Origin of the sequence: Mangrovitalea sediminis (genome assembly GCF_002514725.1) — a bacterium.
Classification (GTDB): domain Bacteria; phylum Pseudomonadota; class Gammaproteobacteria; order Pseudomonadales; family Oleiphilaceae; genus Mangrovitalea; species Mangrovitalea sediminis.
In genome coordinates, this window is record NZ_NTLB01000003.1 from 341024 (window position 1) to 366251 (window position 25228).

Below are 25228 nucleotides of genomic sequence, written 5' to 3' on the forward strand. Positions count from 1 at the left end.
GGAACGTCACCGACCCGAACATAATGAGAATAAGATAACCTGACGTTTTATCATTAATCTCATTTGTAACTGGTTCTCATTTTAATGGAAGTGATGGTGGCTGCCAAGCCGGGCCATCCTTATGGGTGACCCGGCTCACGGAAGTGACTTATTTTTCAGAAACCTCAGCGCTACCGGCCATGACCATGGCAGTGCCATGAGGCCCGCCAGCGGCGGTGATCTGGGGTACGTGGTCGTGATCGGTATCCCCACCTTCGCCGGAAATCATATTTTCACCGGTATCTTCCAGCCACTCCGCCTGCTGCATGCCTTCGCCCAGACGAGGGCCGTTGATCACGGTGCGGAACCAACTGACATAGCGCTGCGCCAGCTGAGCCAACTCCAGTTCGGGGCTGCTTTCCGGGCCTTCATTGCGCAACTGCTGCATCGCGGTGCGAAGACCGCCACTGATGGCTGCTTCGGTCCAGGCTGTGTGCAGCGTGGGCTGGCCGGGCTTATCAGCCCAGGTACCGATGCTGGGATCAAACATCCGTTTTTCGATGGTCAGGTAGAGCTGGCGTCCCGCTTGTCGGTAGCGGCTGTCTCCGGTAGCGGCAAAGGCCGCGCCCAGGCCGCGAAGCAGGGCGAACTGGGTGCCGAGGGACTGCTTTTTGTCGGCAGGGCTTGCGGCTGTCGCCTTGCCCTGGGGGTCCAGCGTCAGGCCATCGTGGGCCAGGCCGTTTGCGCCCAGTGCCTGCTTGAGCAGGAAATCTGCCTGCCGGCGAATCATGGCCTTGGCCGCTTCGCCTTCTGGGGTTTTGAGGACGGTGCTGGCAACCGCCGCGCTGGCATAGCCGACCGGCTCGGCATTTTGTGCGCGCTGGTAGATGTCCAGGGCGACCAGGGCGTAGGCCGCGTCGTAGATAGTGATGTGGTTGCCGGGCTTGCCGTTCCAGCGATCCACCAGGGTGCCGGCTGCCTTATTGAAATGCAGTGCCTGCAGATTGCGGAATACCAAGTGGGAGAGATTGCTGGCGAGCGAGAAGGCATCCTCTCCGGCAATGTCGTTGTGGGGATTCCTGTCGATATTGACCTTCGGTGCCGCTGCAAAGGGGCTGCCGTCGAAAACCGCCTGGAAGGCGGCCTTCTTGTGCGTGTTGGCTGCCCGCTGATCGCTGAAGCCGTAATATTCGGCGAGCGGCCACAGCAACATCCATTCGTCCCGCAGGGTAGAGCTGCGGTCGTCGACGGTCAGTTTGCCCAGGGCGTTCAAACCGTGCTTCTGCACCAGCTCCACGCGGGTGCTGTGGGGGAACCAGATGGGACCCTTGGCCGGGTCGTAGTCAGGGCTGATCTTGGCGCCCAGCGTTTTGCCGTTGAAAGCCAGGCGGTTCTGCATCAGCGTCATCTTGTCCAGGGAAAGTTCGGTCAGTACGACGCCGTTGAAGCCGTCCACGGCGGAGTCGCCCAGAGCGTACTGGTCGCCCTGATCCATGGTGGCGCTGGTCGCTTCGACTTCCTGGTCGTCCTTGCGCGAATGCATGGTGCCGAGGAAATCCTGGGACCACATGACTTCTTTCAACAGCATGCCGCCGATGGCCGCAGGCTCGAGACTCATGGTCATACCCTTGGGGTCCCACGCCAGGGTCTTGAAGTCGCGGTAGTAGGCCGGGATATCTGTCGTCAGGGTTTTCTTCTGGCCATTGGCTTCCTCAACAGTGACTTCCCCGTGATTCACGATGCGGGTATCGACCGGCTGTCCGAACTGGGGAATACCGGCGCTCAGTGGCAATGAAATCGGGTACATATTGAGCGGGATTTCATCGGGCGAGAAGCCCACCGCCTGGCTCAGGTCGATAAAGCGCTTGCCGAGGTCGGCCAAGGTACCGCCCCGATGGGCATTGCGCGGGCCGTTGGCCAGGTGAGGGCCGAGGTGGGACTGGTAATCCAGTGCGTACATGGCCTCTTCGGAATACTCATAGCTCTCGATGCCGGCGGCGTAATCGAAGGGGTAGGGTTTATCGATGGCCGACGGCGATAGTACGTCCAGATCCAGGCCCAGTGATTCTGCCAGGGGTTCACCGGACAGCTCGAATTCGGTGTAGGCGAGCATGCCGGGAGCGACGTGGAAGGTATTGTCCTTGACCCGGACGTGAACGTCCGCCTGTACGTTGGCCGTGCCAGCGAGAATGCATGGGGCTATCAGCCAGGGCCCAAAGAGGCGAATGGAGTGGCGCATAATGATCCTCGTACTTGAGTGGGTTGCCGCAAACAGTCACCGGTGGCGGCCGCCGCGATGGCAGAATCGAGAGGATCATAACAGGATTTATTGTTAATGATAATACTTCTCATTTTAGTTGAAGGGTTTCGCGTGAGAAGTGCATCACCGGCTTTGGTAAACGCGGTCTGTTATCGCGGCAAAGGGGAAAAAGGTCTGCAGTTGTACGGCGGGGAGAGGAATATGCTCGAACGTGACCAGGGAAGTTGCGCCCCCAGAGCATTCCGTTGCGGGGCGCTCTGGGGAGGAGGGGGGCTTCAGGCTTCCCGCGTTGTCACCCGGGCGGGGCGGGTTTCCGTCAGCACGCGGGTTTCGTAAGAACGCATGAGCGCCGTAATGGCTCCTTTTTCGACGTCCTGAACCGTTGGCGTTCCATCTTCGGAACTGGCCGCGCAAAGGGCGGTTCCGGCTTCCACGGAGATATAGCCGGCGGTCGTCTTGAACGCCTTGTGGTTAATGCCGTCGTGGATACGTTTGAACACGCTGGGCGAGCAGTGATCGGCGCTGGCAAAATGGGCAACGATGGCATATTGATTGTCGCCGACACGACACAGGGCGTCCAGGGGCCGGATCAGGTGGCTGAGACGGTGACCGATCCCGGAGGCGAGTTCGCTGATGATGCTTGGCGAATACTGCTTACGCAGCCCCTGCCAGTTGCGGATACCGATCAGGACATAGGCAGTTGCGCCACCCCGGGATTCCGTATGCCGCAGGTTCTTCTGGAGGCGTTCGCGGGCATAGGTTGCGTTGGCCAGACCGGTTTCCAGGTCAATGATATTGCGCGCTTCCAGCTCCCTGTTGTTTTCCACCAGCAGGCGATTGGCAACCAGCAACGTATTGTGGCGGTCGGCCAGGCGGTCTGCGGCAAAGACCCGGGGCAGGAGCTGTTTGCTCATATCCGACTTGTAGATGAAGTCGTCGACGCCCCGGTCGAAGGCTTCCGCCAGGGCGTCGACGCTCTCCTTGGCGGTGAGCAGGATGATATAGGTGTAATGGTTGTGCTGTTCATCCAACTGGCGGACGCGATCGGTGAGTTCCAGTCCGTCCATGTCAGGCATCAGCCAGTCGGCAATCAGGACGCTGACGAGTCGCTCTTCGATCAGTTGGAGGCCCGCCGGTGCGTTGTTGGCGATGCGTACGTCGCGGTAGCCTGCGTTTCGAAGCGCCCGGCTAACGACAGTACTGCTGAATTTGGCGTCGTCGACGACAAGAATCGGGAGATCCAGGTTCGGCATGGGTGTGCTCTGAGCTATGTGTATTTATGGGGGCTGCGTATATTTTTAAGTGTTATAGCGACCCTCCAGAAGCGTGGGCATGGCGTAATGCTCACGCATCTGTAAAAATTCGGGCCGACGCAGCCGCAGTATAGCGCATGCGCTTGTCTGTTCAGCGGCAATTTGCAAAAGTTTGAACTGGGTTATGCTTGGTGCCCTGTTCTGCAATTCCGGAGTTTCTCAATGCCTTCTTTCGATATTGTTTCTGAAATCAATATGCACGAAGTCCAGAACGCGGTGGATCAGGCTCAACGCGAGTTAGGGAACCGGTGGGATTTCAAGAATGTCGAAGCGTCCTTTGAGCTGGCTGACAAGCAGGTCACGGTCGGTGCCGAGCAGGAATTTCAGGTCGAGCAGATGATCGATATGCTCCGTATGGCGTTTGCCAAGCGTCAACTGGACTTGCGGGCGTTGAAAGAAGAAAAGGAAAGCCGGTCCGGCAAGTTGGTACGGCGTCATTTTTCGTTGCGCGAAGGAATCGATCAGCCGACAGCCAAGGACCTGGTCAAGCGCATCAAGGAATCGAAAATCAAGGTGCAGGCAAGTATCCAGGGCGACAAGTTGCGGGTCACCGGTAAGAAACGGGACGAGCTGCAGGAAACCATCGCGTTGTTGCGGGCGGCAGAACTGGATATTCCCCTGCAGTTCGACAACTTCCGGGACTGAGTGTGGCGTCCTCTCCCGAGACTGCCACGAACTGGCGGGAAGCGCTGCAGGTCTATCTGCATTGGCCGGTTCTGGCGCTGCTTTTTCTGGGATTTTCGTCAGGCCTGCCGTATCTGCTGGTCTTCTCGACCCTGACGGCCCGGTTGGCCGATGTTGGTATCAACACGACAACCATTGGTTTCTTTAGCTGGTTGGGAATCACCTATTCGATCAAGGTGCTATGGGCGCCGGTCGTCGACCAGTTACGGTTGCCGATACTCTACCGCCTTTTCGGTCAGCGGCGGAGCTGGCTGCTGTTGGCGCAGGCCGGAATTGCCACAGGGCTTTGGGCTATGGCCCATGTCAGTGCCCATACCGACACCAGTATGCTGGCGCTTTGGGGCTTGTTGGTGGCCTTTTCCTCCGCCACTCAGGATGTGGTGATCGATGCGCTGCGCATTGAAAGCGCCGAAGCCAGGTTGCAGGCGGCCATGTCTGCGGCCTATGTGTTTGGCTATCGGGTAGCCTTGCTGGTCGCTGGTGCAGGGGCGCTCTATCTGGCGCAGTTCTGGTCCTGGACTTTTGCCTATCAGTGTATGGCGGCGCTGGTCGGTGTCGGTGTGATCACAGCCTTGCTGATTCCAGAACCGGCGATCAATCACCGGCGCCTGACAGAGGACCTGGAAAAAGCGCTTGAAGTACGCATGGCCGGGCGGGGCCGAGTGCCGAAGCGTTGGGTCAGGATACAGGCCTGGGTCTCCACCGTGGTCATGGGGCCCTTTATCGATTTCGTGACCCGCTATCGCCGGTTTGCGGTGACGCTCCTGGCCCTGGTGGCCCTCTATCGGGTGTGCGATATCAGCATGGGCGTCATGGCCAATCCCTTCTACTTGAAATTCCTTGGTTTCTCCAAGGCCGAGGTGGCCAGTGTCACCAAGATATTCGGCTTCTTCATGACCATTCTCGGCTCGCTGGTGGGCGGCAGTCTGGTGATGAAATTTGGGGTCCGTAAGATTCTCCTGCTGGGGGCGATATTGGCGGCGGCGAACCACCTGCTATTTGTGGTGGTGGCGATGCTACCGCCTAATCTGGTGACCCTGGCATTTGCCGTCAGCGTGGAGAACCTGAGCTCTGGTATCGCCATTGTGGCCTTCATTGCGTGGCTGTCGAGCATGACCAATGCCGCTTTCACCGCGACGCAATATGCGCTGTTCAGTTCATTGATGACATTGCCGGGCAAGTTCATCGGCGGCTTTTCGGGGTGGCTGGTTGCGGAGTACGGCTATGCGGGCTTTTTCTTTATTTCGTCCCTGTTAGGGATTCCTGCCATTTTGCTGGCCTGGCGTGTGCTTTATATCGGACCTTCGCTGGACCGTCTTGTCGCCTCTCATGGCGAAATGTCGCCGGCCGAGCAACTGCCTAGGGCTCCCAGCCGAAACGGCGCAGGCTGATTTTCCCGTCGCGCACTTCAACACCTTCCATTCGCAGGCGCTGGGCCTGCTCCATGGCTTCTGGCGTTCCCTGGGGAAAAGAGATTCGTCCCTGGCTGTTGATCACACGATACCAGGGGATTTCATGTCCTGCGGGCAGTTGTCCAAGCGCATAACCGACATAGCGGGCCTGGCCGAAGAGTCCGGCCAACTGGGCGACCTGGCCGTAGGTGGCGACCTGTCCGGGCGGGATCGTACTGACCACCTGCCAGACAAGTTGCTTGCGTGACACCTGTGTCATAATTGAGCGTCCTCAGGCTGTTCTGTCGGCACGGTTAGCGGTTGGCGGTACAGTACAAAGATCCATAACAATACCAACGATGATTCTGGGAAGGGAGAGTTTCCGCATGCGAATGGACGAATATCTGGTGCTCGATGGAGTCGGTATGGCGGAAGCGGTGCGTCGAGGCGACGTGACGGCCGAAGCCTTGCTGGAATTGGCCATCGGTCGGGCGGAAGCCGTCAACCCCCGGATCAATGCGATTATCACACCCCTCTACGAACGTGCGCGATCACAGCTTCGGCAGGGCCTACCGGATGGCGATTTCACCGGTGTGCCCTTCATGCTCAAGGATCTTCTCGGCGCCCTTGCCGGTGAGACCTTGACGGACGGTTCGGCGGCCTACGCTGATAGACGCGTCGATTACAGCAGCCATCTGGTGAACGCCTTTCAGGAGACGGGCGTCAATATCATGGCCAAGACCAATACGCCGGAGTTCGGCCTGCTGGCGACTACGGAACCGAAGGCTTTTGGCAAAACCTCAAACCCCTGGGCCAGTGATCGCTCTGCAGGCGGCTCCAGTGGCGGGTCTGCTGCGGCGGTTGCGGCAGGTATCGTTCCGATGGCGTCGGCCAGCGACGGTGGTGGCTCGATTCGTATTCCGGCCGCCTGCTGTGGCCTCTTCGGTCTCAAGCCGTCGCGGGGCCTGGTGCCCACCGGCCCCGTCTATCCGGAGGTTTGGGATGGTGCGTCTGCGGAGCATATCCTCAGCCGTTCAGTGAGAGACTCTGCTGTCATGCTGGATTGCGTGGTTCGTCAGGACCCGACGGCGCAGGTCCCCTTTTCGCCGCCTCCGGGCCACTATCGCGAGCGTATCAAGGTGCCGCCCGAGAAATTGCGCATTGGGTATTTTTGCGATTCGCCCCTGGGGAATATCGTCGATCCGGCATGCCGGACTGCCGTGGAGGCGACTGCGGAGCAGTTGGCTTCGCTGGGGCACGCTGTTGAACCTACTGCGATACCCTATGAGGGGCTCGAAGTCGCCCGCTGTTATATGGCGCTCTACTTGGCCCATGTGACGGCCGAAGTGCTGGCCATCGAGGAAAATTTTGGTGTGGCCTATGCCCGTTCGCATATCGAGCCTGCAACCCGGATGCTGGCGGCCGTCGGTCGGCACTATCCCGCCGGGGCCTACGTGCGTTCACGGATGGGCTGGGGCCGTCTCCGCCGGCAGATGCTGTCGGCGTTCGAGCGTTTCGATATGATCCTCTGCCCCGTGCTCAGCGAGCCTGCGCCTAAGCTGGGGCAACTGCGCCCCAAGGCGGCGGAAGAGTTGGGGATGACGATTGTCGACCGACTGCACCTGGGCGGATGGATACCGGCACCGTCGCTGGAAAAGCTGTTTCTGGATACGCTCAAGGCAACACCCTTCACGGCGATTGCCAATCTGGCGGGCCTGCCGGCCATGTCCGTGCCGACCTATTGGACGGATGAAGGGCTGCCCGTGGGGGTGCAGGTTATCGGTCCCTATGGCGCCGATGGAGACCTGCTGGCGCTGGCGGCGGAGCTTGAGAGGGTGGCAGGGGGTTTCAATCGGGTCGCAATGACCGATCGTTGAATCTGACGTAAAGACAAGGGATAGTCTGGCGGGATGCCTGTTTGCCGGCACCCCGCTTGCCGCGGTCAGAGTCGCAGTGCGCCGTCGACTTCGATTACCCGACCGGAGAGGTAGTCGTTCTCCAGAATGAAGGCAACCGTCGATGCGATTTCTTCCGGTTTGCCCATGCGTTTTGCGGGGATACCGGCGGTCATCTTCTCCAGCGCTTCCGGCTTCATGGAGGCCGTCATTTCCGTTTCGATGAATCCCGGTGCGATGGCCATGGCGCGGATCTTGTAGCGGGCCAGCTCACGGGCCCAGGCACTGGCCATGGCAACGACTCCGGCTTTGGCGGCCGAGTAATTGGTCTGTCCCACATTGCCCGCTCGGGAAATGCTGGAGATATTGACGATGCAGCCCGCATTTTCACCCTGAATCATATGGGTGGCTGCTGCCCGCCCGCAGAGAAAGACGCCGGTGAGGTTGACGTCGATGACGGCCTGCCACTGCTCCAGCGTCATGCGCTTCTCAATCGCGCCGTCTTTAACCTTGACCAGCATGGCGTCGCGCAGAATGCCTGCGTTGTTGACCAGGGCATCCAGGCGCCCGAAATCACTGACGATCTGTGCAAAGGTGTTGTCGACATCCGCTTCCCTGGACACATTGCACAGGTAGGCGCGAGCTTCCGTCCCGGCGGCCTGGCAGGCGGCAACCGCCTCATCGAGACGTTGCTGGTTGAGGTCGATCAAGGCCAGTTTGGCGCCGCGAGCCGCCAGGAATTCGGCCATGGCGCGGCCCAGACCCTGGCCGCCGCCGGTGATTGCAACGACTGCGTCTTGAAGTTTCATTGCGAGCCCTAATATCTGTGGATGGATGAGTGTCGGCGATTATAGCCCAAGTGACATCTGGGCGGCGGACCGGCTCATTCCGGACTGCCGGTCGTTTTCCATGATCCCGGCAGCGGTTCACTGAACGACGGAATTCGTCATGCGTTTGCTTTTCCTCGCCTTTGTGGTCCTGCCGATCGTCGAAATGACGATTCTTATCAAGGTGGGATCGATTATCGGAGCCCTCAACACCATCGGTTTGGTGCTGCTGACGGCCGTGGTCGGTGCCGCCATGCTGAGACAGCAGGGGTTGGCGACCTTGATGCGTGCCAATGAGCGCCTGAATAGCGGCGAGCTGCCGGCACGCGAAGTGGCCGAAGGCATTTTGCTCGCTGTTGGCGGCGCCTTGCTGATTACGCCCGGCTTCGTCACGGACTTCGCTGGCTTGCTGTGCCTGATGCCGTTCACCCGCCGCTGGCTGGCGACCCGGGTGTTGCGTCGGATTGTGGTCATCAACACCCGGCAGGGGTTTGGTGCTTCGTCGGGACACAGCCCGTTTAGCGAGGTTCATGAGGAAATCATCATCGAAGGCGAATTTCGACGTGATGAGGATACCGATGCGAGCCGGCATGAACGGCTTGATGGAAAACGCTAGAAATCCGACCCTAAGGGCAAAAAAAATTGCTTGAGGGTGTTGAAAAAGACTTAGTCGGCCCCACATACAGGGTCACAAGATTGCCGGTGCAGCCGAAGCGCTTGCAAAACAGGTGGTTACGGTGCCCGGTGCTTACCCACAACGTCATTGCTAACAGACAACCTGACATTGGAGAACGCGTGCAATGAAAATCCGTCCGTTACACGATCGTGTTGTCGTGCGCCGCAAGGAAGAAGAGGAAAAAACCGCAGGCGGTATAGTACTGCCCGGTAACGCCAAGGAAAAGCCGTCTCAAGGTGAAGTGGTGGCCGTCGGCAACGGTCGCGTTCTGGAGAACGGCGAAGTCCGTCCCATGGCTGTAAAAGCCGGCGACATCGTTGTGTTCGGTCAGTACGCCGGTAACACCGTTAAAGTTGACGGTGAAGAGCTCCTGATCATGAACGAGAACGAAATCTACGGTGTGCTGGACAAGTAAGTTCCTTCCAGCCGTCACGAAAACGTTTGGTTGATCGAATACGCAAACAGGATACGAAACTATGGCAGCTAAAGACGTTAAATTCGGTGATGCCGCCCGCAAACGCATGGTCGCGGGTGTAAACATTCTGGCTGACGCCGTCAAGGTAACCTTGGGCCCGAAAGGCCGTAATGTGGTTCTCGACAAATCCTTCGGCGCGCCGACCGTCACTAAAGACGGTGTTTCCGTGGCCAAGGAAATCGAACTGAAAGACAAGTTCGAGAACATGGGCGCTCAAATGGTCAAGGAAGTCGCTTCCCAGACCAACGATGCGGCCGGTGACGGTACCACTACTGCAACCGTTCTGGCGCAGTCCATCCTGAACGAGGGTATGAAGGCCGTTGCTGCCGGCATGAACCCGATGGACCTGAAGCGCGGTATCGACAAGGCTGTTCAAGTCGCGGTTAAGCATGTGCGTGACCTGTCCCGTCCCTGCGATGACTCCAAGAACATCGCCCAGGTAGGTACCATCTCTGCCAACAGTGACGAAAATATCGGCCAGATCATCGCCAAGGCGATGGAGCGCGTCGGTAAAGAAGGCGTTATCACCGTTGAGGAAGGCCGTGGCCTGGAAGACGAGCTGGACGTGGTCGAAGGTATGCAGTTCGACCGTGGCTACCTGTCTCCTTACTTCATCAACAACCAGGACAACATGGCGGCTGAGCTGGATAGCCCCTACATCCTGCTGGTTGACAAGAAGATCTCCAACATCCGCGAACTGTTGCCGGTTCTGGAAGCTGTCGCTAAAGCCGGCAAGCCGCTGCTGATCATCTCCGAAGACGTTGAAGGCGAAGCCCTGGCAACGTTGGTGGTGAACAACATGCGCGGTATCGTCAAAGTCGCTGCCGTCAAGGCGCCGGGCTTTGGTGATCGTCGCAAGGAAATGCTGCAGGATATCGCTATCCTGACTGGCGGCACCGTGATTTCCGAAGAAGTTGGCCTGTCCCTGGAAAACGCTACCCTGGACGACCTGGGTACCGCCAAGCGCGTCAACATCACCAAGGAAAACACCACTGTCATCGACGGCGCTGGTGCGCAAGCCGACATCCAGGCTCGCGTTGAGCAGATCCGCAAGCAGATCGAAGACAGCACCTCTGACTACGACAAAGAGAAGCTGCAAGAGCGCGTTGCCAAGCTGGCAGGCGGTGTTGCTGTGATCAAGGTCGGTGCTGGCTCCGAAGTGGAAATGAAAGAGAAGAAAGCCCGCGTCGAAGACGCGCTGCACTCCACCCGTGCTGCGGTGGAAGAAGGCGTGGTACCTGGCGGCGGTGTTGCGCTGATCCGCGCTCTGCAAGCCATTGCAGACCTGAAAGGCGACAACGAAGATCAGAACGTAGGTATCAACATCCTGCGTCGTGCGATGGAATCTCCGCTGCGTCAGATCGTCACCAACTCCGGCGGTGAAGCCTCCGTGGTTGTTGACAAGGTCAAGCAGGGTGAAGGTAGCTTCGGTTACAATGCTTCCAACGGCGAATACGGTGACATGATCGAGCTGGGCATCCTGGATCCAGCGAAAGTTACCCGTTCCGCGCTGCAGGCAGCATCTTCTGTCGCTGGTCTGATGATCACTACCGAGTGTATGGTGACCGAGCATCCGGAAGACGATAAAGCCGGTGGCGGTATGCCTGACATGGGCGGTATGGGCGGTATGGGTGGTATGGGCGGCATGATGTAAGCCTGCCTGACCCCTTGCTCTCGAAAAACCCCGCGCTTTGCGCGGGGTTTTTTTGTGGGTTTTCATAAACAGGGTAGGCGCTGGTGGGCATGCCGCTGTTGTTATGTACCTGTCACAAACCGCCGTTATCTTCCTTCTGCTATCGCTATTTTCCCTCAGTGAGTTGTGATGGGAGCCCAAAATCAGAAATCCCTTCATGTATTTGCTGCATCGCTTTGCTAGACTTGCCGTTTTCCGATTTTATCCTGTGCCATACTATGGGCAGGATGTGCGGCGGTCGTCCGGGGCCGCGAGGAGTCCTCGAGACACGCTATGAGAACAAAAGCCCCCCAATTTCGCCTGGGGCCTGGAAAGTGGATCGGTCTGCTATTACTGGCGCTGTGTGCCTATCTGGTTGCGTTGCTGGTTCAGCTCCCGGCGGGATGGGCTTGGCGATGGCTTGCGCCGCAAGTTGGTCTTCCGCCAGGCATGTCCGTTACGCAGGTGGGCGGTACGATCTGGCAGGGCGCGGCCCGGATTCGCTTGGACAATATCCCTACGCGCTTGACCTGGTCGTTCCAGATGAGATCGCTGCTGCATGGTCAGCTGCCGGTGAACTGGACACTGGAGTCGGCACAATCCCGATTGCAGGGTGACGTGCTGGTGCTCGGACAAAAGCATGTCGTGGTCAATGTGCGTGGCAAGCTCTACATGCCGGAGTTCAGTCGCTTGGTTCAGGCTCAGGGTGGTGCCAATCTGGCCGGCAGCGTCACGATCCGTAACCTCTCCCTGGGTTGGGAGGGGCAAGGGTGGTCGGTCGCCAACGGGGAGGCAAATTGGCCGGGCGGGCTGGTGACCTGGCCTATGGGACAGACGATGCAACAGGCCACGATGCCGCCAATGCAAGCGCTTTTGCGGCGCCAGGGTCAGGTCCTGACGGTTTCCGTGAGTAGAACCGGTGATCATCAGGCTGCGGCACAGCTCAACCTTTCGCCGGACGGCGTGGTCGAGCTGCTGATTTATCGCCACCTCCTGGATCTGGCGGGTCAGAGCTGGCCGGCCTCGGTCGGGCCGGGTGCGATTGTGTTCAGAATGCGGCAGAAAGTCCTGCCGGCTTTCGGCTAGCAGGCGGTGAGAGGCATTGGCGTGGCGACGGCAGTCCAACAGTCAGGTCGGGTGAACGGGGCGGGCGGTTTTCCGGCCAGGTTGGCGATTATTTTAGCCAATCTGTTCCTGATCCTGATGTTTGTGGAAGGTGGCTGGCTGTTGGGCAAGTTCACATGGACGCTGGCCTGGTCTGCTGGGCCTGTTGCGTCGCCCTATGTGGGTGGCGTGTCAAACGGAACGGTATCGGCATTGCCCGAGGTGCGACTGGATGAGCTGAACCTGTTTGGTTTGGGGCAGTCGTCGCAAGGCGTACCACAGGTAATCAGTGCGACAGCCCCGCAGACACAGCTGCAACTGGTGCTTGAAGGTGTGCTGGTTGGACAGCGGGGTGAAGAGTCCGGTGCTATAGTTGCACAGAACGGCGGAGACACCGAGTACTACAAGGTCGGCGACATGCTGCCCGGTAACGCCAAGTTGATCGAGGTGCAGTCGGACAAGATTTTGCTGCGTCGCGCCGGCCGGGTGGAAGCCCTTTCCTTTGCCGATGCGGAGAAAGAGCGTCAGGCCATTGAGGCGGCTAGAACGGCGTCGCCGGGTTCGGTGCTGGCGGAAGCGTCGTCCCAGTTGGCGAACAACCCGCAGGCGGCCTTGGCATCCGCCGGTTTGCAGGCGGTTAAGCCGGGGCTGCCGGCAGGTTATGTCTTTAACGGGAATAACCCGATGTTGTCCGCGTTGGACCTGAAAAAGGGTGATGTCATCCGGTCTGTGAATGGTCACAACCTGGGTGACATCCAGCAGGATCGACAGATGCTGCAGCAATGGTATGAACAGGGACAGCTACAAATCGAGGTCCAGCGGGGCGATACCCAATTTACTCTGACGTATCCGCTGCACCCCTGAAAATAATATTCGGCAATTGGACGGGATTCGAACGTCGCATGATGCAAGCTACAGTGTCTTCTCCGCGTATAAGTTCGTCGCAGGCTCGATGGCTCTCTACCGCGACCGTCGGTCCGGCTCTCGCTCTGCTGCTGATGGTTTTTCTGTTGCCGCTTCATGCGATTGCGGCGACCTCGATGTCTGGCCCGGCAACAGTTTCGTCGAGGCAGGAGCAGACCTGGAAGGTTAACCTGAAGGATGCCGATATCCGCGCGTTCATAACGCAGGTTGCCGATATCACCGGCTACAGCTTCGTGGTGGACCCGCGTGTCAAAGGCAAGGTGACGGTGCTTTCCAGTGCGCCAATGAACAAAAGTGAGATCTACGACCTTTTCCTGTCGGTCCTTCAGGTGCATGGGTTCGCTGCGATTCCCGGCGAAGAGGCGATCAAGGTCGTGCCGGAAATCGATGCCAAGCAGTCGGCAGAAAACCTCAAGCGTTTCAAGAGAATACCGGGTGAACAGCTGATCACCAAGGTCATCCAGGTCAACAATGCCAATGCGCTTGAATTGGTGCCGATTTTGCGGCCAATGGTGGCAAAATATGGACATCTTGCCGGGGTTGCGGCGGCCAACGCGCTCATCATCAGTGACCATGCATCCAACATCGCTCGCATAGAACGTATCGTCAAAGAGTTGGATAGCCCCTCCAAATACGATGTCGACGTGATCCAGCTGAAACAGGCCTGGGTGGATGACATGGTCAAGCTGCTCAAGCAATTGGCTCCGGAAGAGTTGGGGGCAAGCAAAAACAGCGGTGTTGCCGGCAAGTACAGTGTGGTTGCGGATGAGCGAAGCAATCGCCTGATCATTCGCGGCGACGAGAATTTCCGGGAAAAGATGCGCCAATTGGTCGAGAAACTGGATCAGCCGGCTGTCGGTGGGGGAACGACCAAGGTATTTCGCCTCCAGCACGCAGACGCCAAGGACATGGCGAAAATCCTGAAAGGTGTCATGGGGGAAGTGGCCAAGGAAATGAAGGGCAGCTCCAATCCAGGGGGTGGAGGCTCCGCCGGCCAGGGTTTTGCCATCCTGCCGGATGAAGGCCTGAATGCTTTGGTGGTCAGGGCCGATCCTTCGATCATGCGCGAAGTCGACAAGGTCGTTGCCCAATTGGATGTGCGGCGGGCTCAGGTGTTGATCGAAGCGGCCATCGTGGAAATCAGTGACGATACCAATCGCGATCTGGGTGTTCAGTTCGGTATCGGGGACCAGTCCGGTGGCACCGTACCGGTGATGGGGACCAATTTCAGCAACGTGGGTAACAGCCTGAGCGATATCATTTCGGCGATTGCGTCCAGCCAGGTGATCGGTCCGGCAGCGGGCGGTTTGACCTTGGGGGCAGGCCAGCGAGACAAGAGTGGAGTCACCTGGGGCGCCCTGATTCAGGCCTTGCAGACATCGAATGAGGCGAACCTGTTGTCGACGCCGAGTATCATCACGCTGGACAATCAGGAGTCTGAGATTCAGGTTGGCCAGAACGTTCCGTTCAAGACCGGTGAAACCACCACCACCAGCGGCGGTACGACCAATCCGTTTACCACGATTGAACGCAAGGACATCGGTTTGACCCTTAAGGTGACGCCGAGTATCAGCTCGGGCAATCTGGTGCGGCTGAAGGTGGAACAAACGACCGAAGACGTCACCAACAGTGTCCAGAACGCCGCTGATATCGTGACCAACAAGCGCTCAATCAAGACCACGGTTTTGGCGGACAATGGGCAGACCATCGTCTTGGGCGGCTTGATTCAGGAGAATTACAAGACAGTGGAGAGCAAGGTGCCTCTGCTGGGCGATATTCCCTATCTGGGTAGACTGTTCTCTTCCCAATCGCGGGAGAAGGTGAAGGAGAACCTGCTGGTCTTCCTGCGCCCGACGATTATCCGCACCAAGGATCAAGGTGCTGTCGCCACCCAGCGTAAGTTCGACACCCTCTGGCGTGTGAATCTGGATCTTCACAGAAAGCACGATAAGGGTGTCGATACGTCGATGGCGAAGCCGGATGTGGACTCAGTGTTTGAGGCGAACGATTTCGTCCAGCACAGCAAGTAATCGATCAGGCCGGGTTTGCGGGTAGTGGCGGCATGGGGCAGTCGAGTTGATCGGCAACCAGTCGCAGCAACTCGTACTCCCGGCTGCGTACTTTCCCGTCGGCCAGCACGCAATCTCCGCAGGCATCGAGCACTGCCGGTTTAAGCATCGGTGACAGTGCCGCCAGTCGTTGCAGTGCCCGCTGCAATGCTTCAGCCCCCACACCTTTATCGTCAGGAATTTCAGGGTCATTCACAAAGGTCACTGCTGTGCGCTTGAAAAGGGTCTCGGCGGCCGTTGCGTCGTCGCTCGCGGCCCGGGACATGAGCCAGAGCAGGGTCAGGATATCCCCCTTTACCGCGCTGTAGCTGCGAAAGCGGATACGACGGGCTCGGCCTGCGCTGGGGCTCAGGTGCTTGCTGACGAAGTTGAGTACGGCGAATTCGAAAAGGTTTATTCGTCCGTCGCAAACGACGATTTCCCGCAATAAGCCGGTCAGTTCTACCCGCTCCGGTGCAGGTAGGCGCTTCAGTGCAGGCAGGGCCAGCTCCAGAGACGGCAGGCGATAGTTGCTGCCCAGCTGTTTCAGTGTCTGCAACTGATAATCCAGTATCCCGTCATCTCTGGCCAAGGAGCCTTCCTGCGGAAGCCCCTCGCGGATTCCGGGTCGGAGGTTCGATGGGACTTCCGCCAGTGTCAGCGCGTAGCACAGTTGAACGGCACCGCTCGGCGTGTGGAGGTGTCCGTGGAAGCGGGGAGGGAGTTGGCTCAGCAGATAGCGCGCATAGTCCTCCGCTTCACGGGTGACAGTACCCACGCGTGCGGACAGCTTTGCTGAGGGAGGCTGCTCCGCAAATGAAGCTCCATTTCCGGCAAAGCCAAGGCTGTCCTCCGGCAGTGTGTCCCCGTGCCCCGTCCTGGGCGCGCCGGCCTTGCCGTACCTCACGCGCATTCGGGTCAGAAGGCTGGGGTCGATGGCCTTGATTCGGTCTTCGATGGGCGGGTGCGACGCGAGGAGGGAACTCCACATCATGGTGATCGTCTCGCCAAAGCACAGATGGTTCATCTCTTCGGCATGGGAGGTGTGCTGCAGGAGCGAGGTATTGCCGTGGATGCCGATCTTATAGAGGGCCCCGGTAAGGCCTTCCGGATTACGGGTGAACTGCACCGAGGATGCGTCCGCCAAGCGCTCGCGCTGACGCGATATCGCCGCCTTGATGAGGCGGCCGAAGAAAACACCGATAAAGCCGATCAGCGTTAACGCCAGGCCAACTACGGCTATCGCTGCCGCATTGTTGCGATCTCCCCGGGAGCGACCGCTGCGTAGACCTCCCGAGCGCACCAGGAAGAGTCCTACCTGCCCGATCAGGAGAATGCCGGCCAGAATCGCGATCAAGCGTACGTTAATGCGCATATCGCCGTTCAGGATGTGACTGAACTCATGCCCGATGACGCCCTGAAGTTCATCGCGGGTCAACTCACTGAGGGCGCCGTGGGTAACGACCAGTACAGCCTGGTTAGGCTCGTAACCTGCGACAAAGGCATTAATGCTGGTTTCCTGGTCCATGATGTACAGACGAGGCATGGGCACACCGCTGGCGATGGCCATTTCCTCGACGATGTTGCGCAATCGCTGTTCCGAGGGTTCTCGTGTTGACGGATCCACCGGCCGGGCACCCACCATATTTGCCACACTTTCGCCGCCATCAGCGAGGGCGGCAAAGCGTGCAATGGAGCCGATTGCGATGAGGCCGATGCTGGCAGCAGAAGTCGCCAGGCCCTGTTTGGTGGCAAGCCAGTGAGGGAAGTCGATCCCCGCCTGTTCCGTGCGCACCACCAGGTAGCCTACAAAGTCCACCGCTAACGTGATCAGTGCGACGGCACTGAGAAACAGCAGAAACAGGACAAGCGTATTACGGCGCGCCTTGTCCTGATTGTCGAAGAAGCTCATGGTTCAGTTCCCGATCAGAAACTCACCTTGGGTGCCTGACGGGCTTCGGGGTTTTCAAGCTCCAGCGGTTGTGACGGCTTGAAGGCGAACATGCCGGCGAGGATGTTGCTGGGAAACTGTTCGCGATAGGTGTTGTACGTCATCACCGAGTCGTTGTAGGCCTGACGGGCAAAGGCTACCTTGTTTTCGGTGCTGGACAACTCCTCCATCAACTGTTGTATGGTCTGGTTGGCCTTGAGGTCCGGGTAATTCTCGGAAACCGCATAGAAGCCCGCCAGTGCCCGTGTCAGCATATTCTCCGCACTGGACAGCTTGCCGATGCGTTGGCCGTCAGCAGGGTTCTCCGCTGCACTTTTCTTGGCGACCACCGCCTGATTGCGGGCTTCAATCACCCGGGTCAGTGTTTCCTGCTCGTGTGTCAGATAGGCTTTGGCGGCTTCGACCAGATTGGGGATCAGGTCATGGCGTCGCTGCAACTGCACGTCGATCTGGGCAAAACCGTTCTTGAAACGATTCCGTAACGTCACCAAGCGGTTGTACATGGTTGCGGTATAGATGATTGCGACCAGAATGACGGCCAGACCGATCAGGGTGGTTGTAGACATGCGGGATCCTCAGTTGTCTTTACATCGACACGATACTTCCCCGGCCCTGCAATAGCATCATGCAGGGCCGGGCGCGTGGCGTTCGTAAAAGCATAGCATTCGCGGGCTGAATTGTTGGGGCGATAAGCGTCTTGTTGGGGAGGAAAGGCCGGAGCAGCTATGGCTTAGCCCGGTAATTCGGTTTTGTCGAAGCTTCTGTGAAATTCGCTGACGAAGGTTTCGAAGACGTCCGGAGTCAGGGGTTTGCTGAACAGGTAACCCTGCGCAAGCATACAACCGCGGGTTCGCAGGTAGACTTCCTGCTCTTCTGTCTCCACCCCTTCAGCAACAACATCGAGATTAAGGCTCTTGCCGAGGTCGATAATGGTGTTGGCGATGCGGGTGTCATCGTCGTTAACCAGGAGGTCGTGGATAAACTGTTTGTCGATTTTCAGGTGCTGGACCGGCAGGCGCTTAAGGTAGGTAAGTGACGAGTAGCCGGTGCCGAAATCGTCCACAGCGATCTGTATACCTTCATTGCGCAGTTTGGTCAGCTTATCTACGGCTTCGTCCAGGCTTTCCATGAAGCTGGTTTCGGTGACTTCCAGTTCGAGGCGGTTGGGTGGCAGCGAGTGACGCTTGAGGACTTCAAGCACCCGCTCGACAATATCATCCTGACGTAATTGAACGGCAGACAGGTTGACGGCGATACGGATGGGCATCCCTTTCTCGCACCAGGCTGCAGCTTGCTGGCAGGCCTGATCCAGTACCCAATTGCCAATCTCGATAATCGAATGGTTAAGTTCTGCCAGAGGAATAAACTGGTCGGGGGGTATCAGGCCTCGTTCGGGGTGCTGCCAGCGGATCAAGGCCTCGGCGCCAATCACGCGGCGCATTTCCAGATTGATCTGCGGCTGATAGACCAGATGGAACTGGTTGCCGCTGAGGGCTTTGGAAAGGTCCCGTTCAAGCTGTTTACGTTCGCGGATTTCCCGGTCGATACTGGCGACGTAAAACTGGAACCGGTTGCGCCCGCCGGCCTTGGCCAGCGTCATGGTCTGTTCGGCCTGCTGAAGTAGCTTGTCTGCCTGATGGGCGTCGCCGGGGAATAGTGAAATACCGATGGTTGCCGTCGTTGAAACTTCCCGATCGCCGATCAGGGTGGCGCGGCTGATCTCGCGCAGCAACCACTCCGCGGTTGCTGCCGCCTGATAGCCGTCCTTCAGTCGCTGCTCAACGATAACGAATTGATCGCCACTCAAGCGGGCCGCCACCAGGGCAACATCGTTATGTTCGATCGCAAGCCTGTCGGCAATGGATTGCAGCAGGCGGTCTCCCGCCCGGTAACCGTATTGGTCATTGATGCCTTTGAAGTCGTCCAGCCCGCAACAGTAGATCGCCACGACATGCTCGCGGCGCCTTGAGTCGTCCAGCGCAGAGGTAAGCAGTGATAAGAGCATGGCCCGATTGGGCAGGCCGGTGAGATGATCGTAGCGGGACAGGCGGGTGATCCGGGCCTCGGCGGCCCACTGTTTTTTCTGGCTGTCGGCAATGGAGCGCAAGAGGTTGTTGGTCCCCTTGACCCAGATGTCCAACTCGTCCCCCTGATGACCTTCGGGGGTTTTTAGCAGGTGTTCGCCTGGATTTTCCGGGTCCACTGCGGCGACGGACTCGATGATGCGCATCAGTGGGCGGTTGAGCAGCCAGTGATAAACGAGGTAGAGCGCAAGTCCCAGGATCAGGGCCCGGGCAATGCCGGATAATAGGGTCAGGGTTGCCCGTTCCAGCCAGAGGCGGGCGGTATGCACCGTATCCAGTCGAATTTCCAGGGTGCCGTAGGTCACCGGCTGGGGGTCATTTTTGATCAGTGGTACGGAGTAGGTGCGTTCTGGTTTGAAGATGACATCGGTAATGCTGCGGTAGGAGGCTGTCTCAAGGGGGCGTGTGCGCTCGGCGAGAATGGTGCCGTCCGGATGTCGGATGCTGGCAAAACGCACTGCCGCCTGCTTGAACAGGCCATCGACCACCTGCCGCGCAAGATCCTCGTCGATACTGTATACCGCCTGTGTGGCTGCATCACGAACGAGGGCCAGGGTCTGTCTCGCATTCTGGTTCAGCTCTTCGGACACGCGTTGGGCGTCGAAGATAACCTGCATGGCGCTCAGCATGATGCCCGCCACCAGCGCTGTCAGTAGTACCCAGCGCAGGATACGGTAACCAAGACGATTTTCGACAAGGAATGATTCTGTCATGGATGTCGTATTGAGCCCAGAGACAATTCGGCTGGCTAATGCGGTAACCCGCTCGCCAGCCGGAAGACGTCACAGATCGTTGAGCTTCTTGCCTGCGAAGTCTCAACCTTGCATAAGAGCATATATCTTTTAATAGACCCTTAATAACTCGCAGTCCAGAATAAAAACAATCTTTTGCTGTGGTCCGGGGGTGACATTTGCCTGTCCGATTATTGCAATTGCCGGTGCAAAATGCACCGGGGCTTTGTCATTTCGCCTGATGTTCGATGCCTTAATAAACAAAAAACCCCGGCCAAGCCGGGGTTTTTTGTCATGAAGTCTGCCCGCTTCAGGCGGACCACTTCGGGGCAGGTCGTCAAGACTCGAGGGCGTTAGCCCGCCAGATTCTCGTTGACGAAATCCCAGTTCACCAGTTTCCAGAATGCTTCGATGTAGTTCGGGCGGGCATTCCGGTAGTCGATATAGTAAGCGTGTTCCCAGACATCGATGGTCAGGATCGGCTTGTCTTGTGTCGTCAGCGGGGTTTCTGCATTGCTGGTGCTGACGATGGCAACGGAGCCATCAGGCTTCTTGACCAGCCAGGTCCAGCCGGAACCGAAGTTACCTGCAGCCTTCTCGCTGAATTCCTTCTTGAATGCATCGAAGGAACCGAAGGCCTGCTTGATCGCTTCAGCCGCCGCGCCGGTCGGCTCGCCGCCGCCGTTAGGGCTCATGCAGTGCCAGTAGAAAGTATGGTTCCAAACTTGTGCCGCCTGGTTGAAGAGGCCGCCGCTAGAGCTGCGAATGATTTCTTCGAGCGACTTGCTGGCGTCGTCGGTGCCTTCGGTCAGCGCGTTCAGCTTCACCACGTAGGCGTTATGGTGCTTGCCATGATGGTATTCGAGGGTCTCGGCGGAGATGTGCGGTTCCAGTGCATTTTTCTCGTAGGGCAACGGAGGAAGTTCAAATGCCATGAGATTACTCTCCCTTTGTTCTGCTGTCGGAATGGAAGCGCCGTTCGATGACCGTTCCATGATGAGCTGCCGGTAAAGGCTGGCTTGCAGGAAGTTGCTCCGGTCGTCGTGAGGATTGATTGTCCCTGGCGCCTGTTTGAAGCGATTGTCTGGGCCGAAATCTCGACCCATCAATAAGGTGCGTCGATAATAGCATTCCCCTGCAGGGTAGGCTATGGCGCTGCTTTACCGCCGGAATGGCCTCGCCGGGCGACTCTGCAGGGCTATTCATCGTTGGTAAGAAGGACAGTTTGGGGCGACCAGGCGGATTTCAAGGGCGTTACCGGGCCTGCAGTTCAGGCCCGGTAACGCTCCGATAAGTGCTCGGTGTTATAGCTGGTCTGACGATGCCAGCAGAGAGCAGGACAGTTCCGGAGTGCCGGGTAGGTAACTGGCAACATTCATCGCGCGCCAGACGAGTTCCCGGTAGCTGTCGGCCTGGACGTTGACGTGGCCCAGCTTGCGTCCTGCCCGTTCCGATTTGTCGTAGAGGTGCAGGTGGGTATAGGGCAGTCGCAGCAGATCCTTCGCTTCGCCATGCCGGCCGATAATGTTCACCATGCAGGTGAGCCCGCGGGCGCTGACATCGCCGAGGGGCATGCCGGTGATCGCGCGAATATGGTTCTCGAACTGGCTGGTATTGGCGCCGTCCTGAGTCCAATGGCCGGAATTGTGTACCCTTGGTGCCATCTCGTTGGCCAGCAGGCCGTCGTCTGTTTCGAACAGTTCCAGCGCCAGGACGCCGACGTGATCCATTTCTTTCAGCAGGGCGCGAATATAGGTTTCAGCTTCGACCTGAATCGTTGATGACAGGCTCGGGGCGGGTGCTATTGAGTAGCGCAGAATCCCGTCGACATGGACGTTTTCGGCCATGGGATAGACAGCGATTTCGTCATCCTGTCCGCGGACGGCGATGACGGAGAGTTCGCGGGCAAACTGGACGAAGGATTCGACAATCAGGCGATGGTGCCCAATGCGTTCCCAGGCGTCTGCGGCGTCTTCCGGTGCTCGCAGCAATGCCTGTCCCTTGCCGTCATAGCCTTCCGTAATCGACTTGGCCACTACGGGGCAGCCCAATTCGCGGGCGGCCGCCTCCAGGCTCTCGACACTGTCGGCAACGCGCCAGCGGGCAGTGGGGATGCCCAGTTGTCCGAAAAGCCGTTTCTCGGACTCACGGTTCTGGCAGACCTGCAGCGACGTTACGCCTGGGTAAAGGGGCCTGCGCTCGGCAATGGCGGCAACCATATCCGCCGGCAGGTTCTCGAATTCATAGGTCACAACATCGACCTGACTCAAAAATTCGTCTAGTTTTTCCTGGGCGGGATCGGCCATCAGGTCGCCGATAACGGCGCCGGGGCTGCCGGAAATGTCATAGCTGACGAATTGGTTGCCGAGCGGGTAGCCGGACAGCGCCAGCATACGGCCGAGTTGCCCAGCACCGAGAATGCCTATTCGCATGGTCACCTCGAGAGGACGTTGGCTTAGGGAGCGGCCGGGTCAGGGTTATCCAGCACGCTCTGGGTTTGTTCTGCCCGGAACGCCTGTACCGCGGTGCGTACAGCCGGATTCGACAGGGCGACGATCTCTGCGGCCAAAAGGCCTGCATTGGTTGCACCAGCGCGGCCGATTGCCAGGGTACCGACGGGTACGCCGCCCGGCATCTGGACAATAGAAAGCAGGGAGTCGAGACCGTTCAACGTTTTGGACTGGACGGGAACCCCGAGCACCGGCAATGAGGTTTGTGACGCCACCATGCCAGGCAGGTGCGCCGCGCCGCCAGCGCCTGCGATGATCACTTGCAAGCCCCGGGCTTCGGCTGACTTGGCATAATCGAACAGCAGATCGGGTGTTCGGTGTGCCGATACCACACGGGTTTCGTAGGGAACGTTAAGCCGCTCCAGCATCGTTGCTGCATGCTCCATGGTCGGCCAGTCCGACTTGGAACCCATGATAAGGCCAACAAGTGCCTGCATTGATTTGGTCTCGTACGATGGCTGGTGAAAAGATGAACAATTTGAAAGCCGCACATTGTATTGGCAGTCGCCAGGGCATGCAAATGCCTGTGCAGGTTCTGTAGCCAGCAGGTATTATGCCGCGACAGCTTATAGATGTTGCGACTATGCCGCTCCGGGCGTCGAACCCCAAGGGGGGAAGGCTGTCAGAGGGTGGTAATTGGGTCCGCAGGTGTAAAACAGGTTTCTCTGAGGGTGTACATGGAAACGATTCGACCGGATAAAGACGATCTGCATGCTCATCGTCCCCGTAGCGCGGCTCCCTTGCGCACGGAGGCTGCCAAACCCGCGGCGCCGGCCAGCGTGCGTTCCGGGTCTTCGCATGGCGGATTGATCCCCTGGTTGCTGGTGTTGGCGTTGCTACTGTTGGGGGGCGGCTTTTACTGGTGGGGCCAGGACGAGCTTAAAACCCTGAACAGCCAACTGGCGGAAACTCAGGATACGCTGCGCCAAAGCAAACTGGCGTTGGCCCGCTTTGAAGGGAAGTTGACAGAAACCGGTCAGGAACTGCAGCAAAGCGGCAGTAGTGTATCCAAAACCCTGCAAAGCCACGGTACTGCCATACAAAAACTGGATAAGACCGCCGACCGCCAACACAAGGATATTACGCTGAATGCGGAGTCTATCCGTCGCATCAGCCGCCAGTTGGATGCACTGGACCAACAGTTGCAGGATCTGTCGAACCACATCGGCGACCTGAACACGTCGGTCGCAGACCTGAAAAAGTCGGGTATTTCGGCGGCAGCGGCACTGCAGCAGGTGCAACAGAAGCTGGATAGTACCAGTCAGCAATTCTCCCAGACGCAGGCGGATCTCAAGAAACAGATCGACCAGCGTCAGCAGGAGCGGGTTCTGGCTGATCAGGAGGTACAGGCACGGCTGAACAAACTGGACCAGGAAGTGGCGGGCGCTTCGTCCGACAAGGCACTGCAGGCAATGACGAAAAAACTGAAGAACCTGCAGGATACGGTTTCAGCCATTGATGCCTCCCGGGCTCAGCTGAACGCGCGATTGATCCAGTTGAACAAACGGGTGGATGCACTTGCGAGCCAGTCGGGCAAGAAGTGACCTGAGGTGCCGGGACGGCCTTTCTGTAGGAATGCCGGTTTGATGCGGCTTCCAACAGGCGTGTAACATTTTGTATCCGGGGCTTGCGGTATCTCTCAAATCCCGAAAACCAAAGCTGTTAATATGCGCCCACCGATAACCGGATAGAGAAAGGCGGCGATGATTGGAAGACTCCTGCACCGGCTGGTGTTTGTGTTGGCACTTCTCTCCCTGGGTGGCTGTACGCTTTATCAGTCCATGGGGCAAAGTACCGGCGCCTATCTGGACCCGGTCGCTGGCGAAAACTTCGTACATATCCCCAATACATCCTGGGACAGTTCCGCCGACGCGCTGTTCTACTTTTACCGCCCCCATTCCGAATGGGCGGCGGACGAACTGGAATCCCCCAGCGTCTATATCGACGGCAAGCATTACTTCAATCTGCGCGATGACAGCTATACCTGGATCGAGGTGTATCCCGGCGAGCGCCATGTTGTCATGCGCCGCCCGCTTATGGGCTTCGAGGGCCTGGGGAGTTTCAATCTGGACAAGATCGTTGACGCCAAAGTCAATGTGAAGGCCGGCCACATCTACTACTTCCGTTATTCCGAGGTCAGTCCTCCAAAGCAAACCAATCCGGATTTGGATCAGAGCTCGCCGCTGGCGACCGGTTCGCTACAGCTCGTCACGCGGGATTATGCGATGACCGAAATCGTCAAGACTCATTTCCTCACCAGCGACAGCCTGGCTTCCAATGATGCAGCGCGCTCCATCGTGGCGCACAATCGTGATTACGATTACGAGCATGAGAAGGCGCGACTGAAAAAGGAACTCAAGAAGGAGCTTGAACAGATGAAGGAGCAGGGTTTCTGGCATCCGGCTCCATGGTACTGGCCTTTTGGCGGCGGCCCTACCCGGGAGCCTGCGGCGCAGCAAAAGCTTGATGCCCTGGAAAAAGCGCATGACGCCTGGATTGAATCGCAGAAGAAGCCGTCATCGGGTTTCTTTGGTTGGTGGCCGTTTTAAGGCGTTGTATCCGGAGGCCTGAATTTTGCGTCCTGGTGCAGGAGCGCCAGTGCATCAGGCAGATTCCTTTTTCGGATGTGCCTGCGTCCCAATAATAGAGATAACTATCGCAAGTAATCGGCAGGTTCTGGACGCCTTTCGAATCGATAAAAGGG

General features: G+C 58.2%; 21 protein-coding genes. 11 read left to right on the forward strand and 10 right to left on the reverse strand.

Annotated elements, in window-relative coordinates; genetic code table 11:
* Nucleotides 1-148 precede the first annotated feature (148 nt).
* Both CLR77_RS08520 and CLR77_RS08525 read right to left on the reverse strand, forming a co-directional pair.
* Nucleotides 149-2218: an AGE family epimerase/isomerase gene (locus tag CLR77_RS08520; RefSeq protein ID WP_097460200.1), complete on the reverse strand. Its 2070-nt coding sequence runs from the start codon at nucleotides 2216-2218 to the stop codon at nucleotides 149-151.
* Between the two features lie 296 nt (nucleotides 2219-2514).
* Nucleotides 2515-3492, reverse strand: coding sequence for a GGDEF domain-containing response regulator (locus CLR77_RS08525; RefSeq protein WP_097460201.1), 978 nt, complete (start codon nucleotides 3490-3492; stop codon nucleotides 2515-2517).
* A 222-nt stretch (nucleotides 3493-3714) separates the two neighbouring features.
* Between CLR77_RS08525 and CLR77_RS08530 the strand changes: the two genes are divergently transcribed.
* On the forward strand, nucleotides 3715-4197 hold the full coding sequence (locus tag CLR77_RS08530; RefSeq protein WP_097460202.1) for a YajQ family cyclic di-GMP-binding protein: 483 nt from the start codon (nucleotides 3715-3717) through the stop codon (nucleotides 4195-4197).
* A gap of 2 nt (nucleotides 4198-4199) precedes the next feature.
* Nucleotides 4200-5627 (forward strand): AmpG family muropeptide MFS transporter, encoded by a 1428-nt coding sequence (locus tag CLR77_RS08535; protein ID WP_227519854.1) that lies wholly within the window; start codon nucleotides 4200-4202, stop codon nucleotides 5625-5627.
* On the opposite strand, the gene CLR77_RS08540 is transcribed toward CLR77_RS08535, so the two are convergent.
* Nucleotides 5596-5907, reverse strand: coding sequence for an MGMT family protein (locus CLR77_RS08540; RefSeq protein WP_097460203.1), 312 nt, complete (start codon nucleotides 5905-5907; stop codon nucleotides 5596-5598). The two genes, CLR77_RS08535 and CLR77_RS08540, sit on opposite strands and share 32 nt — an antisense overlap.
* A gap of 106 nt (nucleotides 5908-6013) precedes the next feature.
* On the opposite strand from CLR77_RS08540, the gene CLR77_RS08545 reads away from it, so the two are divergent.
* Nucleotides 6014-7504, forward strand: coding sequence for an amidase (locus CLR77_RS08545; protein ID WP_158227148.1), 1491 nt, complete (start codon nucleotides 6014-6016; stop codon nucleotides 7502-7504).
* Between the two features lie 65 nt (nucleotides 7505-7569).
* On the opposite strand, the gene CLR77_RS08550 is transcribed toward CLR77_RS08545, so the two are convergent.
* Nucleotides 7570-8331 carry an SDR family oxidoreductase gene (locus CLR77_RS08550; RefSeq protein ID WP_097460205.1) on the reverse strand — a complete coding sequence of 254 codons (762 nt, stop codon included), beginning with the start codon at nucleotides 8329-8331 and terminating at the stop codon, nucleotides 7570-7572.
* 139 nt (nucleotides 8332-8470) lie between these two features.
* On the opposite strand from CLR77_RS08550, the gene CLR77_RS08555 reads away from it, so the two are divergent.
* The 6 genes from CLR77_RS08555 (at nucleotide 8471) to gspD (ending at nucleotide 15230) form a co-directional block, all read left to right on the forward strand.
* Nucleotides 8471-8965 carry an FxsA family protein gene (locus CLR77_RS08555; RefSeq protein ID WP_097460206.1) on the forward strand — a complete coding sequence of 165 codons (495 nt, stop codon included), beginning with the start codon at nucleotides 8471-8473 and terminating at the stop codon, nucleotides 8963-8965.
* A gap of 184 nt (nucleotides 8966-9149) precedes the next feature.
* Nucleotides 9150-9440, forward strand: coding sequence for a co-chaperone GroES (gene groES, locus CLR77_RS08560; protein WP_097460207.1), 291 nt, complete (start codon nucleotides 9150-9152; stop codon nucleotides 9438-9440).
* 61 nt (nucleotides 9441-9501) lie between these two features.
* On the forward strand, nucleotides 9502-11154 hold the full coding sequence (groL, locus tag CLR77_RS08565) for a chaperonin GroEL (protein WP_097460208.1): 1653 nt from the start codon (nucleotides 9502-9504) through the stop codon (nucleotides 11152-11154).
* A 312-nt stretch (nucleotides 11155-11466) separates the two neighbouring features.
* Nucleotides 11467-12258: a type II secretion system protein N gene (gene gspN / locus CLR77_RS08570; protein WP_097460209.1), complete on the forward strand. Its 792-nt coding sequence runs from the start codon at nucleotides 11467-11469 to the stop codon at nucleotides 12256-12258.
* Between the two features lie 21 nt (nucleotides 12259-12279).
* On the forward strand, nucleotides 12280-13140 hold the full coding sequence (locus tag CLR77_RS08575; protein ID WP_097460210.1) for a type II secretion system protein N: 861 nt from the start codon (nucleotides 12280-12282) through the stop codon (nucleotides 13138-13140).
* 134 nt (nucleotides 13141-13274) lie between these two features.
* Complete coding sequence (gspD, locus tag CLR77_RS08580; protein WP_097460211.1) at nucleotides 13275-15230, forward strand: type II secretion system secretin GspD; 1956 nt, start codon at nucleotides 13275-13277, stop codon at nucleotides 15228-15230.
* 4 nt (nucleotides 15231-15234) lie between these two features.
* Here the strand turns inward: gspD and CLR77_RS08585 are convergent, their stop codons facing one another.
* The 6 genes from CLR77_RS08585 to purE form a co-directional block, all read right to left on the reverse strand.
* Nucleotides 15235-17160, reverse strand: coding sequence for a M48 family metallopeptidase (locus CLR77_RS08585; RefSeq protein ID WP_097460212.1), 1926 nt, complete (start codon nucleotides 17158-17160; stop codon nucleotides 15235-15237).
* Between the two features lie 14 nt (nucleotides 17161-17174).
* Nucleotides 17175-17765, reverse strand: coding sequence for a LemA family protein (locus tag CLR77_RS08590; protein WP_097460213.1), 591 nt, complete (start codon nucleotides 17763-17765; stop codon nucleotides 17175-17177).
* A 164-nt stretch (nucleotides 17766-17929) separates the two neighbouring features.
* Nucleotides 17930-19996, reverse strand: a complete 2067-nt coding sequence (locus CLR77_RS08595; protein ID WP_097460214.1) for a putative bifunctional diguanylate cyclase/phosphodiesterase — start codon at nucleotides 19994-19996, stop codon at nucleotides 17930-17932.
* A gap of 371 nt (nucleotides 19997-20367) precedes the next feature.
* Entirely contained in the window at nucleotides 20368-20949 is a 582-nt protein-coding gene (gene sodB, locus CLR77_RS08600; RefSeq protein ID WP_097460489.1) for a superoxide dismutase [Fe], read from the reverse strand.
* A gap of 369 nt (nucleotides 20950-21318) precedes the next feature.
* Nucleotides 21319-22446, reverse strand: coding sequence for a 5-(carboxyamino)imidazole ribonucleotide synthase (locus tag CLR77_RS08605; RefSeq protein WP_097460215.1), 1128 nt, complete (start codon nucleotides 22444-22446; stop codon nucleotides 21319-21321).
* A 23-nt stretch (nucleotides 22447-22469) separates the two neighbouring features.
* Nucleotides 22470-22961: a 5-(carboxyamino)imidazole ribonucleotide mutase gene (purE, locus tag CLR77_RS08610; protein WP_097460216.1), complete on the reverse strand. Its 492-nt coding sequence runs from the start codon at nucleotides 22959-22961 to the stop codon at nucleotides 22470-22472.
* 240 nt (nucleotides 22962-23201) lie between these two features.
* Between purE and CLR77_RS08615 the strand changes: the two genes are divergently transcribed.
* The gene (locus CLR77_RS08615) at nucleotides 23202-24068 is read left to right on the forward strand and encodes a coiled-coil domain-containing protein (RefSeq protein ID WP_097460217.1); all 867 of its coding nucleotides are present in this window, start codon (nucleotides 23202-23204) and stop codon (nucleotides 24066-24068) included.
* A 159-nt stretch (nucleotides 24069-24227) separates the two neighbouring features.
* A complete protein-coding gene (locus tag CLR77_RS08620) occupies nucleotides 24228-25073 on the forward strand; it encodes a DUF2846 domain-containing protein (protein WP_097460218.1) in 846 nt (281 codons plus the stop codon).
* The last annotated feature ends 155 nt before the right edge of the window (nucleotides 25074-25228 follow it).